This is a genomic window from Actinomycetota bacterium (genome assembly GCA_009923495.1).
Lineage (GTDB): Bacteria > Actinomycetota > Actinomycetes > S36-B12 > UBA5976 > UBA5976.
Genome location: RFTJ01000017.1, coordinates 1 through 15444, shown reverse-complemented (window position 1 = coordinate 15444; position 15444 = coordinate 1). Strand labels below are relative to the sequence as shown.

16 protein-coding genes and 1 riboswitch are annotated in these 15444 nt (G+C 50.4%); of the genes, 9 read left to right on the top strand and 7 right to left on the bottom strand.

Translation table 11 applies throughout. The annotated features are described in order from the left end of the window. Positions 1 to 100: 100 nt before the first annotated feature. The 5 genes from EBS36_06080 to EBS36_06060 all read right to left on the bottom strand — a co-directional run bounded on the left by EBS36_06080 (position 101) and on the right by EBS36_06060 (position 4692). Complete coding sequence (locus EBS36_06080; protein ID NBU32719.1) at positions 101 to 889, bottom strand: ABC transporter ATP-binding protein; 789 nt, start codon at positions 887 to 889, stop codon at positions 101 to 103. Continuing rightward, on the bottom strand, positions 886 to 1902 hold the full coding sequence (locus tag EBS36_06075) for an iron ABC transporter permease (GenBank protein NBU32718.1): 1017 nt from the start codon (positions 1900 to 1902) through the stop codon (positions 886 to 888). Before EBS36_06075 ends, EBS36_06080 begins: the two co-directional genes overlap by 4 nt. Positions 1903 to 1934: 32 nt before the next feature. Beyond that, positions 1935 to 2738 (bottom strand): ABC transporter substrate-binding protein, encoded by an 804-nt coding sequence (locus EBS36_06070; GenBank protein NBU32717.1) that lies wholly within the window; start codon positions 2736 to 2738, stop codon positions 1935 to 1937. Between the two features lie 90 nt (positions 2739 to 2828). After that, positions 2829 to 3048: riboswitch (cobalamin riboswitch) on the bottom strand. Between the two features lie 29 nt (positions 3049 to 3077). Then, entirely contained in the window at positions 3078 to 4079 is a 1002-nt protein-coding gene (locus EBS36_06065) for an aldo/keto reductase (GenBank protein ID NBU32716.1), read from the bottom strand. Between the two features lie 64 nt (positions 4080 to 4143). After that, positions 4144 to 4692, bottom strand: a complete 549-nt coding sequence (locus EBS36_06060; GenBank protein ID NBU32715.1) for a DUF3043 domain-containing protein — start codon at positions 4690 to 4692, stop codon at positions 4144 to 4146. Between the two features lie 24 nt (positions 4693 to 4716). Between EBS36_06060 and EBS36_06055 the strand changes: the two genes are divergently transcribed. From EBS36_06055 to EBS36_06015, 9 genes are all read left to right on the top strand, one after another. Continuing rightward, positions 4717 to 5829: a glycerate kinase gene (locus EBS36_06055; GenBank protein NBU32714.1), complete on the top strand. Its 1113-nt coding sequence runs from the start codon at positions 4717 to 4719 to the stop codon at positions 5827 to 5829. 106 nt (positions 5830 to 5935) lie between these two features. Beyond that, positions 5936 to 6316, top strand: coding sequence for an iron-sulfur cluster assembly accessory protein (locus tag EBS36_06050; protein ID NBU32713.1), 381 nt, complete (start codon positions 5936 to 5938; stop codon positions 6314 to 6316). A gap of 62 nt (positions 6317 to 6378) precedes the next feature. Continuing rightward, entirely contained in the window at positions 6379 to 7365 is a 987-nt protein-coding gene (locus tag EBS36_06045) for a carbohydrate kinase family protein (GenBank protein ID NBU32712.1), read from the top strand. A gap of 20 nt (positions 7366 to 7385) precedes the next feature. Next, positions 7386 to 8132, top strand: coding sequence for a leucyl/phenylalanyl-tRNA--protein transferase (locus tag EBS36_06040; protein ID NBU32711.1), 747 nt, complete (start codon positions 7386 to 7388; stop codon positions 8130 to 8132). Between the two features lie 255 nt (positions 8133 to 8387). After that, positions 8388 to 9077: a cytochrome c oxidase subunit II gene (gene coxB, locus EBS36_06035; protein NBU32710.1), complete on the top strand. Its 690-nt coding sequence runs from the start codon at positions 8388 to 8390 to the stop codon at positions 9075 to 9077. Further along, positions 9077 to 10801: a cytochrome c oxidase subunit I gene (gene ctaD, locus EBS36_06030; protein ID NBU32709.1), complete on the top strand. Its 1725-nt coding sequence runs from the start codon at positions 9077 to 9079 to the stop codon at positions 10799 to 10801. Before coxB ends, ctaD begins: the two co-directional genes overlap by 1 nt. Before the next feature lie 2 nt (positions 10802 to 10803). After that, on the top strand, positions 10804 to 11199 hold the full coding sequence (locus EBS36_06025) for a cytochrome c oxidase subunit 4 (protein ID NBU32708.1): 396 nt from the start codon (positions 10804 to 10806) through the stop codon (positions 11197 to 11199). 8 nt (positions 11200 to 11207) lie between these two features. Next, the gene (locus tag EBS36_06020; GenBank protein ID NBU32707.1) at positions 11208 to 12401 is read left to right on the top strand and encodes a DUF1727 domain-containing protein; all 1194 of its coding nucleotides are present in this window, start codon (positions 11208 to 11210) and stop codon (positions 12399 to 12401) included. Then, on the top strand, positions 12398 to 13102 hold the full coding sequence (locus EBS36_06015) for a glutamine amidotransferase (protein NBU32706.1): 705 nt from the start codon (positions 12398 to 12400) through the stop codon (positions 13100 to 13102). Before EBS36_06020 ends, EBS36_06015 begins: the two co-directional genes overlap by 4 nt. Positions 13103 to 13143: 41 nt before the next feature. Here EBS36_06015 and EBS36_06010 read toward each other — a convergent pair whose 3' ends face one another. Next, on the bottom strand, positions 13144 to 14379 hold the full coding sequence (locus tag EBS36_06010; GenBank protein ID NBU32705.1) for a hypothetical protein: 1236 nt from the start codon (positions 14377 to 14379) through the stop codon (positions 13144 to 13146). An 82-nt stretch (positions 14380 to 14461) separates the two neighbouring features. Beyond that, positions 14462 to 15444 (bottom strand): beta-glucosidase (locus EBS36_06005; GenBank protein ID NBU32704.1); only part of this gene is annotated, 983 nt, incomplete at its 5' end.

The following is a 15444-nucleotide window of genomic DNA, read 5'->3' as shown; positions in this document are numbered from 1 at the left end:
AGTTCTCCTTTGTTAGTGACCGCAGGTAACGGTCGGCTATCTATCAAGATATCCAGCAGGAGTGCGAGATTAGTGGTAGCTCTTCGGCGAGTCGGATTAGCTAAAAATCAGTAGGCACAACAATTGGACGGCCCAAATCGTTAATAATCCGCACATTTGCGCCGTAATGGGCTGAAATATTGGCTTCGGTTAAAACCTCAATTGCCGAGCCAGAAACTTGCACCTGACCTTGTGCCATCAGCAGCAACCGATCCGGATAGATACCCGATGTGGTCAAGTCGTGCATGGTTGAAATTACCGCAATCTTCTTTTCTTTGCGTAAGGCATTAATCAATGTGAGCACTTCCTGTTGGAAGCCGATGTCTAGAGCACTGGTTGGTTCATCAAGTAAAACGATAGGTGAGGCCTGTGCTAGGGCTCGGGCAATAGTGACTCTTTGGCGCTCGCCGCCAGAAAGTGAAGCTACTTGCCGAGTAGCAAATTCGCTAAGACCCAGTTCGGTTAAGACATAGTTCGTCATTTCCAAGTCAAAGTCTGATTCGCTGGCCAGCAGTTTTAGGTGCGCAGTTCGGCCAAGCATCACATAGTCAAAAACAGTCATGCCAGGTGGAATAACTGGTGCTTGTGCCACATAGGCAATCCAGCAAGCCCGATCACGATGTGAAAGCGTCGATAAATCAAAGTCATTGACTTGGATAGTGCCGGCACTTGGCAGAATGCCCGCAATCGCCTTTAGTAATGATGACTTTCCTGCACCATTAGGTCCAATCACACACACCCAGTCACCGCTTGAAATCTCAAGTGACACATCTTGCACAATTTGTCGATTGCCAATGCGCACACCAAGATTTTCGATCCGCATTGCGGTTGAGGTTAAAACGGTATTCATACCAGTGACCCTTCCTTGCGAGCCGCCAGAATGTAAAGAAAAAATGGTGCTCCAATCAGCGCAGTTACCACACCAATTGGAATCTCTTCTGGCGACATTGCGGTGCGGGCGATAATGTCAGCTAATACCAAAAAGACGCCTCCGAAAACTATCGACAGCGGCAAGAGCCGACGATAAGAGTTACCAGCAATGAGTCGGATCGTGTGGGGCACGATAATTCCAACAAAGCCAATAAGTCCGGTTACGGCAACGGCAGCAGCGGTTCCCAGGGATGCGGCCAGAATTATCACTGCTCGCGCTCGGGCAACTGGCAGGCCAAGCGTTGTTGCTTCCTCATCACCAACAGCAAACACATCTAGCACTCGGCGATATCGCAGCAAAACTACTGTGCAAACCACGACATAAGGCGCAACTAAAGCCAAGTCCGACCAACCTGCAACTGCAAGGCGTCCCAATATCCAGGCATATACTTCCCGAACTTTGTCTGAGTTTCGCTGCTGTACTAGCGTTTGTGCCGCCGTAAGTAGCGCGGCTACTGCAACCCCGGCTAGCACTAATGATGATGCAGATCGCCCAGCGATGGACGAGCTACCTAGTGCGTAAGTCAGTGAAACTGCGATCAAGGCTCCGATAAATGCGGCAACGGGCAACGACCAGCGGACCGGAGATTCGAAGACCACAATTTCAACTGTGGCGCCAAGTCCAGCGCCGGCCGACACACCTAACAAGTATGGGTCTGCAAGGGGATTACGAAAGGTGCCCTGATACGCCGAACCTGCCGTAGCCAGCATCGAGCCGACCACTAGCGCCAAAACCACGCGAGGTAATCGCAGATCCCAGATGATTGCGGAATCAGTCTCGTCCAAGTTCGAGTGAATGCTTAGACCAGGCAGGTGGCTGAGCAGTTCCAGGGCGGTTTGTTTTGGCGAAATTCCTACGGCCCCGATGCAAACACCCAGAAGTATGGTGACCACCACAGCACCAGCACACGCAAACCACCATTTCGGCGGAATGCGTGTGCTGGTCTGAACTGAGGAAAGTGGCACTATTTAGCGGTTACTGCATCAACGATTTGCTTGAAAAGCTCTACCGTGCGTGGACCCCAGCGGGAAGCCACATCGTCATCAAGTTCGATAACTTTGCCGTTCTTAACCGCATCAAGAGCGGCAAAACCTGGTCGGTCCTTGAGCGATGCTGCGGTAACTGAACAACACTTGGTGTCGGCTAGGAATATGAAATCTGGATTTGCTTTCACAATGTATTCAGCCGACAACTGTGGGTATCCCGAATCGGCTCCAGGAGCTGCATCGGCAATATTCTTTAGCCCAGCCATTTTGTAGAGTGCGCCTAAGAATGTGTCAGAAGTGACTGAATAGTAAGTGTTGTCTAACTCGTGATAGAAGGATAACTTCTTTTCGCTCGAGCTAATTTTTGCCTGCGCATCAGTGATGTCTTGCTTCATCTGATTAACCAGACCCGTTGAATCTCCATCATGCGCTGTTGCAATTCCGATTTCCAGAATCTGGAAGTAAGCATCATCAAGAGTTTTTGCAGCAGGTTCAATCAGCACGGGAACTTTCGCTGCTCGTAAACTTGCAACGATGTTGTTGATGTCATTGCTGACAATCACTAGGTCAGGCTTCTTGGCGAGAATCGCTTCAACATTTGGTGTGTATCCAGAAAGGTCACTCTTTGGCGCATCGTCTGGATAGTTCGATTGATCATCAACTGCAATTACCTGATCGCCAGCGCCAACGGCAAACAATGCCTCGGTAGCAGTGGGCGAAAGCGAAATAATTCGCTGCGGTTCTTTGTCAATCCTGACCTGGCCAGAAAACTTTGTGGACATGGTCACTGGATACTTAACCGTATTTGCTGGGTAATCTGCTTTTTTTGATGTAGTACAGGCAGCCAACAGGCTTACTGAAATCGCTAGCAGGATGAGTTTCTTTTTCATTGCATCTCCTGTGTTAGCGAAGAAAAATCGGCGAATCACAGGATGTGAACCGACGAACTCTTCCTCGAGAGTTGTTAAGGCAATCGATTTAACAGGCGACCTGGCTTGTGGCGAACCACTTCACAGTTGCGGGACAGCGTCGGAATTGCACCGAACTTCGCTGTCAAAGCGAATAGATGAAACAGTAGCACGGCACCACACCCTGGGTGGGGTGGACTGGCAAAGTTCTTATTACGGGCGTGTTTTCGGAGACTCGGTTTGCGCCGGATCGCTCACGATAATGTCTGCAAGGACTTCGTCTATCGCTAGCATCGTGGCAGGACTTAACTTCACGCCACTTGCGCCTACGGCTTCGGAAACCTGCTCAGGACGAGAAGCACCAACAATCGCACACGACACATTGTCATTCTGCAAGACCCAGGCAACTGCAAGCTGTGCCATCGTTAAACCTGCCTGCTCAGCTACTGGCCGTAGTCGCTGCACTGCAGTGAGAGTTTCTTCATTGGTCAGCCAAGACATGAATCGCTCACCAGCTTCTGTAGCTGCCCGCGAACCAGCAGGGAACTGATGTCCTGGCAAATACTTACCCGTTAGCACACCCTGTGCCATTGGCGACCAGACCACTTGGCCAAGTCCATGCTTACGCGAGATTGGCACAACTTGGCCCTCAATTACCCGATAGATGGCTGAGTACTGAGGCTGATTTGAAATAATCCGATCAAAGCCCATCTCTTTAGCCATCTTTACTGCCTTGTTAATTTGCTTGGCCTTCCATTCGCTAACGCCAACGTAAAGCACTTTGCCCTGTCGCACTAAGTCATCAAAAGCGCGCAAAGTTTCTTCAAGTGGAGTTTCATAGTCAAAGCGATGCGCCTGATACAAGTCAATGTAGTCCGTACCAAGTCGCTTTAGCGAGGCATTGCAAGATTCCATAATGTGCTTACGCGACAGGCCAGAGTCATTGGGCCCACCTGGGCCTGTTGGCCAATAGACCTTGGTGAAAATCTCGAGAGATTCTCGGCGCAGTCCAGCAAGGCCACGGCCTAAAACAGACTCGGCTGCCGTATTGGCATAAACATCAGCAGTATCAAAAGTTGTGATGCCGGCATCTAGTGCTGCCTTAATGCAGGCCTGCGCGGTTGCTTCTTCGACTTGCGAGCCATGGGTAATCCAATTGCCATAAGCAATCTCTGAGATTTTTAAACCACTGTTACCTAAATACCGAAATTCCATACCGACACATTATTGGTAACTGTCTGGTTTGGCATGTGGAACCGAGTAACTCTTAAGTGAATTTTTACTTGGTTTTAGGCTCCACTGGTCGGCCACCAATTTTCACCATTGCTGGCGGGATCCGGAATCTGCGAATCTGTAGGGCACGCAAGATGGCATAAAGTGTGATGCCTTTACGGTCAGCTTTGACAGGGAATTCTTTTCTCATGACAGAGTTAACCCGAATACCAAGGAAAACACAGTCAACCAAAAGCATAATTATCAAGATTTGTAATCCATACATGGAGACATAGCGGGAGGCATCGCTTCGAATCATTCCGCTTAACATGATGATAAAAGCAACTGGTACAAAAAACTCACCTACGGTGAACCGTGTGTCAACGTAGTTGCGAACTGCTTTGCGAACTGGCCCGCGATCTTTGGCCGGAAAGTAGCGCTCGTCACCGCGCATCAGACCGTTACGCGCTGCAAAGCGAAGTTCATTTTGGCGCAAGCGCTCAGCCTTACGGGCCTCTTTTGAGTCTGGAACTGCCAGCCCTTGTTTGCGCGCGGCTTCAGCCTCTTTACGTTTTGGCGTTGGTCTGCCTTTACCTTGTGGCGATTCGTCAGTCATAAGTCCTAATGCTACCGTTCACGCATGCGCGTTTTAGTCAGCCCAGATAGTTTTACTGGCACCCTTTCGGCGCTTGAAGCAAGCAGTGCAATTCGAGATGGCTGGTTGCAAACCAACCCGAATGATGAAGTTGTCATCCTGCCAGTTTCTGATGGCGGGCCTGGGTTTTTAGATGTGGTCTGCAATGCCTTTGGGGCCAGTCGAATTCCAGTTGTGGTCAAGGACCCAATAGGCCGTCAAATTCCAAGTGAGTTTGCACTGGCTGGCACTAGTGCGTGGATTGAATCTGCCCTTGCCTGTGGTGTGCAGGTATTGAATCCCAGCGAACTAGACCCAGCCATTACCTCAAGTTTCGGTGTCGGCCAGTTGCTAGCTGCAGCTATTGAAGCTGGAGCAACGCAAGTCACAATCGGCGTTGGCGGCACCGCGACCAATGATGCCGGCGCTGGCATCTGGGCAGCACTAGGTGCAACCAGTGCTGGTGGCGAACTAACCCAGGGTGGTTTAAGCCTGCGCGAAGTAACGGAAGTAAATCTAACGGCCGCTCTTGAAAAAGTTGCTGGCGTAAAAATTATTTTGGCAACTGATGTAGACAACCCCTTACTCGGCGCTCGCGGTGCAACTGCTACTTATGGCCCACAAAAAGGTGCCAAGAATGATTTAGTGTTGCGCCTTGAAGTTTCGCTCCGAGACTTCACAAAGCGAGTTGGCAAGCGGACAGACGGCAAGGATGCTGCAGTTGCGCTAGGCGCTGGAAGTGGCGGCGGAATCGGTTATGCCCTGCTGCAACTTGGCGCTGTTCGTGAGTCAGGAATTGGCTACGTTTTGGATTCAGTTAATTTCGCCGAGCAGGTTAGGCAAAGCGACCTGATAATCACCGGAGAAGGTTGCCTTGATGACCAAAGCCTGCACGGCAAAGTCGTGGCCGGCATCGCTCGACTAGTCGCCGATCACGGTAAGCCCTGCATTGTGTTGGCCGGGGAAGTTAGGTTGGGCAAACGCGAATGCGCGAGTGCTGGCATAGATTCTGCCTATTCGATGAAGGATTTATTTGGGGCGCAGGCAGCCAGAGCTGATGCAGCGAACAGCCTAAGAGAACTCGGCGCTCGAGTTGCTAAAACCTGGGGCCGAGCCTAATTTGGCAAATTGTGGCAGTTAGCGCAATGTGTCGTACGCTAGGAATGTATCGCGAGATTGCAGCGTTGTATCAATAGCAACCAACCTTGCGACCCGAAGGAGAAACATGACCGCCGAAGTAAACACTGAAGCACAGGCAACAACTGTGAACACTGACCAGTTGATTAACCTCACCGAGGTAGCTGCCAACAAGATTAAGTCTTATCTAGAACAGTCCGGTCCAGAGGCAGCAGACAAAGCGCTTCGCGTGACCATCCGTCCAGGTGGTTGCGCCGGACTTTTGCAGGAAATTGGCTTCGACGATCGCAACGCCGAAACTGATTATTTCCAAGAGGTACACGGAGTCGCAATTGTTGTGGACCCATTGAGCTTGGAATATGTAAATGGTCTAACCATTGACTATGTTGACACCATTGCCGAGCAGGGCTTCTTGCTCGAAAATCCAAACAAGCAAAGTTCTTGTGCTTGCGGAAATTCATTCTGCTAAAACTTTCTTAAAAGAGCCCACGGTCGTATTGACTGTGGGCTCTTTTCGTTAGGCTCTACTTCATGCAGATTGCCATCACTGGTTCAGTTGCCACTGACCATCTAATGTCATTTCCCGGACTCTTTAACGATTCATTGATGGCAGATCAGTTACACAATGTCTCACTTTCATTCCTGGTTGACGATTTACAGATTCGCCGAGGGGGAGTAGCGGCCAACATTTGTTTCGGTATGGGCGTGCTTGGAGGACACCCACTGCTTGTCGCTTCCGTAGGCCACGATTTTGATGACTATCGCACCTGGCTAGTGCATCACGGCGTTAATTGTGAGCATGTACATGTCTCGCTGATTGCCCACACGGCACGGTTTATGTGTACAACAGACCAAGAGCAGAATCAGATTGCTTCGTTTTATCCCGGGGCCATGAGCGAATCTACTGCACTCGATGTTAGCCAAGTGCATCAAAAAGTTGGCGGCCTCAAGTATGTACTGATCGGGGCTGATGATCCGGCCGCTATGCTGCAGCACACTCAGGCGTGCAAAGATTTGGGAGTTTCTTTCATCGCCGACCCGTCACAACAACTGCCTCGACTAGATGGCGAACAAACTCGCGCAGTGGTCGATGGCGCGGCCCTGCTGTTCAATAACGAATATGAAGCAAGTTTGATTGAGCAGCGCACAGGATGGTCGGCCGAACAAGTACTGGAACGCGTTGGGGTTCGGGTAACTACTCTGGGTAAAAATGGTGCTCGCATCCAAAATAAGAATGGCCTAGATATACATGTACCCGTTGCTAAAGAAGAAGTAATCAAGGACCCAACTGGAGTTGGCGATGCTTTTAGAGCCGGCTTCTTAATGGGCTTGCACTGGGAGAAGTCGCTTGAGCGCTGCGCTCAGATCGGCTCACTATTGGCGACTTATGTGATCGAAACTGTTGGCACCCAAGAGTTCGTGCTATCCAAATCCGAGTTCTTATCTCGCTTGGCAACCGCCTACGGCGATGAGGCAGTTGCTGACATCGAAAAGTTAATCTCCTGTCCTCAGCCATAGCAAACTCGTAACCTTTAGTTATGGCCGGCGAACTTGAGATTGATTTTCCAGATCCACGTTTGGCGCCGTCCAACCTAGACCTACTAGCTGTAAGTGCAGTAGACCTTGCTGGCAACGAGGTGTTTTCCACCGATCCAGATTCACCGGTAGCCCTTACCAAATTTGGTATCAGTTATGCGCCAGCGGTATTGCTAGCGGCATATGAGCGTGGACTATTTCCGATGCCGCTGCCAATCGGTAAATTCGAGACCGGAATCGGCTGGTGGTCGCCAGCAACTCGGGCGATTTTTTACCCAGACCAGATTCGAGTGACGCGTTCACTTGAAAAATCGCTGAAAAAGTTCAAGGTAACCGTTGACCACGCGTTTGAAAAGGTGGTGGTCCATTGTGGCAACCCGGAGCGAGAGCAAGGCTGGATCGATTCTGACGTTATTGCTGGATTTACCAACCTGCACCGGCTCGGTCACGCCCATAGTGTCGAAGTCTGGAATTCCCGTGACCAACTAGTCGGTGGTTTGTATGGGGTTGAGATAGGCGGCGTCTTTGCGGGTGAGTCGATGTTTCACCTGGAGCGAGATGCGTCAAAGGTAGCACTCGTACATTTGGCAGAAATTTTGACTGATGACCAGCAACGAATCATTGACACCCAATGGATGACCAGTCACTTAGCTTCTCTGGGCGCAGTTGAACTTAGTCGGGCAGATTATTGCGACTTGGTTGTGGCATTGCTCACAACACCATCGGCGTTTAACAGACAGTTCGCATAATTGGTCGCACTAAGGGGAATGCGCGCCAAGCACGAACTAGGGCAGCGCACGCCCAAACCAGAGTTGATAACCCAATTGCGGTAAGGTTAAGGCAGTGCAATTGGTATTAATTAGTGCCAGTTACCGCCCAAAACTAAGGATGAGCGTTAGGTGAATATCAAGCCTCGACGTCGGCTGCAAGCCGTACTAGCTGTAGCTCTTGGCACCCTAGTGCTAAGTGGCTGTTCGACAAACAACGTTTATGAGCGACTCGGAATGCCCGACCCAGCAACTAAAGAGGGCCCCCGAATTTTGTCATTATGGCAAGGGTCTTGGATTGCCGCACTGATTGTTGGTGTGTTGGTTTGGGGTCTGCTGATTTGGGCAATTGTGGTTTATCGGCGCAGGGACGACAGTGTGCCAAAGCAGACCAAGTACAACATGCCCATTGAAATCGGCTACACGATAGCACCGCTAATTATGATTTTGGGCCTGTTCTATTTCACTGCCCGCGATCAAACCGAACTAATCAAAGTCGATAATGGCTCAACACATACGGTCAATGTCCAAGCTTGGCGTTGGTCCTGGGGCTTTAACTATGTGAACGAGGGCGTGTATGACGTTGGCACGCCGAAAGTTGTACCTGAACTATGGTTACCAGTGAATGAGAAAGTTAAATTCACGCTTAACTCTCCGGATGTTATCCATTCGTTCTGGGTTCCAGCCTTCTTGATGAAGATGGATGTGGTGCCTGGTCGAAACAACGAGTTTGAAGTGACCCCAGATCGCATTGGCGTTTTTGCGGGCAAGTGCACCGAACTTTGTGGTGTGGACCATTCGCGTATGTTATTCAATGTGCATGTTGTATCTCGTAAGGATTACGACGCCCACTTAGCCGAACTCAAGAGCAAAGGCCAGACTGGCGAGCTCAAGAATCCAAACGCTCGAATTGCAGGAGCTGAATAATGGCAATCATCGACAAGCCGATCCTAGAAACCACAAGCACGCAGCCAATCGGCGCACCGCGTCGCAAGACATCCAAAGGTCGCTTGGTCGTTAGTTGGATTACCTCAACAGATCACAAGGTGATTGGCAACCTGTACTTAATTACCTCGTTTGCATTCTTTTTGATTGCTGGTCTGATGGCATTGATTATGCGCGCTGAACTAGCTCGCCCAGGCCTACAGTTCATTAGTAACGAGCAGTACAACCAGCTCTTCACAATGCATGGCACCTTGATGTTGTTCTTGTTTGCAACATCACTATTTGCCGGCTTTGCTAATGCAATCATGCCGCTGCAGATCGGCTCACCTGATGTGGCTTTCCCGCGACTAAACATGATTAGTTACTGGCTCTACCTATTCGGTGGTCTGACCGTGATGCTTGGCTTCCTAACTCCAGGTGGCGCGGCTGCCTTTGGTTGGTTTGCCTACTCGCCGCTTTCGAATGTGGTTAATTCACCAAATGTTGGTTCAGACCTTTGGATCATGGGTTTGACCATGAGCGGTATGGCATCCATTTTGGGTTCAGTAAATTTCATCACGACAATTTTCACCATGCGCGCACCTGGAATGACGATGTTTCGCATGCCAATCTTCACCTGGAATGTTCTGCTAACTAGTGTTCTAGTTTTGATGGCTTTCCCAGTCCTAGCGGCAGCTATGTTGATGCTTGAAGCCGATCGAAAGTTTGGTGCACAAGTTTTTGACGCAGCCAATGGTGGCGCCATCTTGTGGCAGCACTTGTTCTGGTTCTTTGGTCATCCTGAGGTCTACATTTTGGCACTGCCATTTTTCGGTATCGCCACCGAAATCTTGCCAGTCTTTAGCCGTAAGCCAATCTTTGGTTACAAGGGTTTGGTATTTGCCACCATCGCAATTGCTGGACTGTCGGTAGCAGTTTGGGCGCACCACATGTACGTAACGGGCGCAGTGAATCTGCCATTTTTCAGTTTCATGACGATGCTAATTGCCGTGCCAACTGGCGTGAAGTTCTTCAACTGGATCGGCACTATGTGGGGTGGATCGGTCACATTTGAAACTCCCATGCTTTGGACCATCGGCTTCTTAGCAACCTTCCTGTTCGGCGGCCTGACGGGCATCATATTGGCAGCTCCACCACTGGATTTCCATGTCAGTGATACATACTTCGTCGTAGCCCACTTCCACTATGTTGTCTTTGGCACCGTGGTGTTTGCGATGTTTGCCGGATTTTATTTCTGGTGGCCAAAGCTCACTGGCAAAATGCTCGATGAGCGCTTAGGCAAACTCCACTTCTGGACATTATTCATTGGCTTTCACCTAACCTTCCTGGTTCAGCACTGGTTAGGTGTGGTTGGTATGCCCCGTCGCTACGCCGACTATTTGGCCAGCGATGGCTTCACCACTTTGAACATGGTCTCAACTGTTGGCGCTTTCGTGCTGGGCGCATCAACTTTCCCCTTCTTATGGAACATCATCAAAACTGCCAAGTACGCACCAAAAGTCACCGAGGACGATCCCTGGGGCTGGGGCTGTTCGCTTGAGTGGGCGACATCCTGTCCACCGCCGCGACACAACTTCATCACCATTCCGCGCATTCGCAGTGAACGCCCAGCTTTCGACCTACATCATCCTGAGATTTCAGGTTTAGATGTGGCAACGCGCAAGCAAATAGTGGATGGCCTAACGAGCAATGGAACAGGACACTAATCATGATCGTAGGTGGACGCCTTTTCGGAGCCGGCGCAATTTTCTATTCGCTAATCGCCGTAATTTACTGGTTTATGACAGGTGAAGTAATCGGCACAACAGCCATTGCACTTACCGCTGGCCTGGCATTTCTAATCGCTTTCTACAGTCTGTTCACTGGTCGGCGAGTTGGGGTTTTGCCTGAAGACGTCCCAACCGCAAACATAGAAGATGCCGATACCAATTACGGCTTCTTTTCACCACATTCATGGTGGCCATTTGTTATCGGGCTATCAACTTTCATCTTTGTGCTTGGTTTTGTCTTTGCGCAGTGGTTGATGGTGCTCGGTGTAGCAACCATTCTGTTTGGCGTTTTCGGGCTCGTATTTGAGTACTATCGCGGCAATTTCGCCGACTAATCTGCCTCATGTCTAAATCGCTACGCCTTGGTGTGGCAAGCGCTGTTGGGGAGATTGCCGGTGTTGCATCCAAAGCCTTAGGTCGAGGTCGGGGCGAATCTATTCGAGGTCAAGCGCTTCTGGCCATCGATCCACAGGCGATCAAAAAACTGGCAAGCGGTCGTGACATTGTTTTGGTCAGTGGCACAAACGGCAAGACCACTACCACTGCAAATTTGGCCAGAGTGCTGGCTGATGGCACCGACGAAGATGTAAGCACCTCAGTTTATGGGGCAAACATGCGCTCGGGAATTGCTGCAGCTTTGGCAGCAAAGCCGCGCAATCGGTATGTAGTTCTTGAAGTTGATGAACTTTATCTGCCCCAAATGTACGATCTGATGCAGCCGAAAGTGATTGTGCTGTTGAATCTCTCTCGCGACCAACTTCATCGAACTGGTGAAGTGCGCAAAGTCGCACAGTTATGGCACGACCATTTCACCCGCGATGATGTCACACTAGTTATTGACCGCGATGATCCATTTTTGGAATATGCGGTGGCAAATGCTGGCCATGTTTTGCGAGTTACCTTTGGTGGTCGTAGACATCCCGACGCCGCCACCTGTCCGAATTGCAGTGAACTTTTGGACTGGACTGCAGGTGATTACCAGTGTTCGTGTGGACTAGGCAGCAAGTTAGCAACAGTTCGAGGTGAGCGCAGTTTAAGTGGTCCAGCTCGCAATGCAGTACTAGTTATTGAAGCCGCTCGGTTGATGGGGGCAGTTGTGCCCGTGGAGACTGCTGCGAAATTAACTGCCAACCCGCCCGACCGAGTTGCCGACAACATAGTGGCTGGGCGATTAGTTCACACTCGTCTTGCTAAAAATCCCGAGAGTTGGCGTACCTCACTTGCTCAAGTCAGCGCCCCAAATGTGATCTTGGCGGTAAATGCCAGAGGCATTGATGGCAAGGACACTTCGTGGCTGTGGGATGTGGATTACCGCTGTTTGCAGGGAAAGCAAGTGATCTGTGTTAGTGAGCGCCGACGCGATGTGGCCTATCGAATCAGTGTGCAGGGCATTGTGCCGCAGGTTGTTTCTTCCTTTGAGCAGGCAGTTGCACTTTTTGACGACCAACCAATTGATGCGGTTGCCAGCTACACCGCATTTCAAGATTTGGCCGCGCAGCAAATGGGTTTGAATGTCAGGACAGGTGGTCGCACATGACCATCTCAATAGTCCGGTTGTATCACGACCTCATGGGCACTTATGGCGATCAGGGCAATGCAGAGGTGTTGATACATCGTGCTAAAGCCCGTGGCCTGGATTGCGAACTCGTGGAAGTTACGCCACACATGCCCGTACCCACATCAGGCGACATCTATTTGATTGGCGGGGGCGAAGACGGACCACAAACAGCAAGCCTTCGTATGCTGCAAAAAGATGGTGGACTCTCAGTGGCAATCGACCGAGGCGCTAGTTTGTTTGCCGTGTGTGCTGGCTTTCAGATAATTGGTCGCCAGTTGCCCAACCCAGATGGTGGAATGATTGAGGGCCTTGGCCTGCTAGATGCCATCACAATTGTGGATGAATCGCCACGCAGTGTAGGGGAGTTGGTGATTGAACCAAGTCAGCCAGAATTGCCGGTCTTCACTGGCTTTGAAAACCATCAAGGACTTACCGAACTCGGACCAGAAGTTCGACCACTGGGCAAAGTCTCATCTGGAATCGGCAACGGCTTTGACGGCCTTGAAGGCGCTTGGCAAGGAAATATCATTGCCACCTACATGCACGGCCCAGCGCTGGCGCGTAATCCAGAGTTAGCCGATATTGTGCTTAAAGGTGTAGTCGGCGAACTAACGCCTTACGATGACGATTTTGCCAATGAGCTAGCTCGCGAGCGTCGGGCAACGCTGGCAACAAAGTAACTTAGCTGCTAACGGTAAGCCAAGCTTTGTTTACTGGGTTATTAATTGGGCTTGATGACCGATAACACTTTGTCAGCGATTGCCTGATGTCCCAAATCATTTGGATGCACTTTGTCCGAAGCTAACATCTCAGGGGTTAACACTGAAGGAAAGAGCAACGGAATTCTGGTGGATGAGATGGCGTTTGCGGCTTCTGTAATGAAATCATTCATGCCAGCCATCGCGGTTCCCTTGGCTGGATTGCCACTTGGATATGATGGGCCGACGGTGAAGATAGTCGCCTGTGGAAACTCAGATTTTAGATCGGTAAACGTCTTGTTGATTAATTGCCCAGCAGCCCATCGATTTTTCGAGTAAATCTCTAGATCATTTTGGCCACCAGCAACAAATACATAGTCCGGCTTAACCAACTTTAAGTCGGGAATTAGCGCGTCATAATTTGGACAAGTTGGCTGACCACAAAAATTCTTACCAGATCTTAGATAGCCAGCACCGCCGATGCCGAAGTTGATTTCGTTCACATTAAATTCGTTGGCCACTAGAGTGCTCCAGCGCTTTGAGGGAGTCGATGCTCCAGCTCCGAATGTGTAACTATCACCGATGAACAGGGCCCATTTTCGTGAAGATTGGAGATTTTTCGGTAGTGAATTTTGCACAACCAGTGCAAGTTGAGTCTGGCCCACAAAATTAAGTCGAGCGGGATTAGGCTTTGCGAATTTAGCTAGAAATTTATTACTTTTTAGAGAGTTGATGTAGTAGGCATCAACTTTCTTAGCTGCTCGAACAATTGTGGCATTGACTTTCTTGGTTAAGGTTGTCGGACTCGTGGAAACAGACCATGCGCCAACGACAACCAATTTGGCCTGCGGCAACAGTCGGCGATAATTTTCTAGCTCTTGCTGAATCGGGTAGGCATTTTCGAATTTCAGACCAGATCGTAAGTTCTCATAATTAGCGCCAGCTGAAATAACCACGATGTCAGGATCAAGTTTTGCAACGCTGTCGGCATATTGCCCAATGGAGGTCACAGTTGGATATTGGAAAAATGAACCCGAAAAGCAGCGCCCACTTACGTCATTCCAGTTGTTCCAGTTCGCTACTTGAGTTGTCCAGATTCGAAAGGGCGACAAAGAGCTATTGGTGCAGGCACTATCGGCTCCAACGAAAACAACACGCTTGTTCGTAGTAGCGCCAGCCTGGGCATCAGCCCAGGTCAAACTCGAAATTGACAGGGTAAAAACTAGAAAGACTCTGGCTACAAAGTTTTTCAAAAACATGTCTTACCCAATTCCATTGCGGTTTTAAGTCTAAGTCTAGCCGTTGCGCTAACCCAACTAATTCGGCTAATTAGAGCGCAACCTAACCAACCACAAACTTGGCTTTCACCAAGTCGCGACCACGGGATGAACGGCCCACAAGTAACTCGAACTCGCCCGGCTCAACCACGCGCTCGGCATTGGCGTTAACCAAAGTGCAGTCGGCAACTGGTAGTTCCAGATCAACCACAACTGACTCGCCAGCCGGAACTGAAACCTGCTTGTAGGTTTTAAGTTCTTTATCCGCCCAGGTAACACTGGTGACAAGGTCGGACACATAAACCTGCACAGTCTCAAGCGATGGGCGAGAGCCAGTGTTGGTCAGGGTGATTTGGGCACGCAAGGTGTCGGTAGTGCTAACTGAAGGATTGGTAATCACCAGGTTGCTGTATTCAACGGTGGTGTAGGACAGGCCTTCACCGAATGCGAATAGCGGGTCTTGCGTGAGGTCGGCGTAACGGTGGCCGTGTTGACCGCGGATCTGGTTGTAGAACGTTGGCTGTTGGCCAGCATGCCGGGCAAACGAGATTGGCAACCGGCCCGATGGTTCAACATCGCCGAAGATGATTTCCGCCAGTGCTAAACCGCCACGCATACCTGGGTTGAAGCAGTTGATGATTGCTGCCGCGTTCATCGCAGATTCGGGCAGAATCTGTGGCTTTGAACTAATTAGAACCACGATCATCGGTGTGCCAGTTGCGGCTAAGGCATCTAGCAAAGCGTTCTGCGCGCCGAACAAATCTAGGGTGGCGGTGGAGCGGCCTTCACCGATTAGGGCGATGGTGTCGCCAACAGCAACTACAACATAGTCGGCCTCGCGCGCTGCTGCCACAGCGTCATCCAACATGGCTTGGTTAACTGGCGCTGGCGTAGCGATTGGTGGACGTGGCTGGCCGTCTTCGAAGGTTTCGCCTTCTGGGTCGGGGCTTAGTTCGGCGATGTCGGCGCCTTGATGATAGGTGATTTCCCAATCGCTCGGGGCTACTAGGCCAAGACCATCAAATACGGTTTGGGTGAGTTCGCGTG

Excerpts from the sequence above, each read along its gene's own strand:
- EBS36_06080 (NBU32719.1), bottom strand. The coding sequence starts at position 889 with ATGAATACCGTTTTAACCTCAACCGCAATGCGGATCGAAAATCTTGGT.
- EBS36_06070 (NBU32717.1), bottom strand. The coding sequence starts at position 2,738 with ATGTCCACAAAGTTTTCTGGCCAGGTCAGGATTGACAAAGAACCGCAG.
- EBS36_06065 (NBU32716.1), bottom strand. The coding sequence starts at position 4,079 with ATGGAATTTCGGTATTTAGGTAACAGTGGTTTAAAAATCTCAGAGATT.
- EBS36_06060 (NBU32715.1), bottom strand. The coding sequence starts at position 4,692 with ATGACTGACGAATCGCCACAAGGTAAAGGCAGACCAACGCCAAAACGT.
- EBS36_06055 (NBU32714.1), top strand. The coding sequence starts at position 4,717 with ATGCGCGTTTTAGTCAGCCCAGATAGTTTTACTGGCACCCTTTCGGCG.
- EBS36_06050 (NBU32713.1), top strand. The coding sequence starts at position 5,936 with ATGACCGCCGAAGTAAACACTGAAGCACAGGCAACAACTGTGAACACT.
- EBS36_06045 (NBU32712.1), top strand. The coding sequence starts at position 6,379 with ATGCAGATTGCCATCACTGGTTCAGTTGCCACTGACCATCTAATGTCA.
- EBS36_06040 (NBU32711.1), top strand. The coding sequence starts at position 7,386 with ATGGCCGGCGAACTTGAGATTGATTTTCCAGATCCACGTTTGGCGCCG.
- coxB (NBU32710.1), top strand. The coding sequence starts at position 8,388 with ATGCCCGACCCAGCAACTAAAGAGGGCCCCCGAATTTTGTCATTATGG.
- ctaD (NBU32709.1), top strand. The coding sequence starts at position 9,077 with ATGGCAATCATCGACAAGCCGATCCTAGAAACCACAAGCACGCAGCCA.
- EBS36_06025 (NBU32708.1), top strand. The coding sequence starts at position 10,804 with ATGATCGTAGGTGGACGCCTTTTCGGAGCCGGCGCAATTTTCTATTCG.
- EBS36_06020 (NBU32707.1), top strand. The coding sequence starts at position 11,208 with ATGTCTAAATCGCTACGCCTTGGTGTGGCAAGCGCTGTTGGGGAGATT.
- EBS36_06015 (NBU32706.1), top strand. The coding sequence starts at position 12,398 with ATGACCATCTCAATAGTCCGGTTGTATCACGACCTCATGGGCACTTAT.
- EBS36_06010 (NBU32705.1), bottom strand. The coding sequence starts at position 14,379 with ATGTTTTTGAAAAACTTTGTAGCCAGAGTCTTTCTAGTTTTTACCCTG.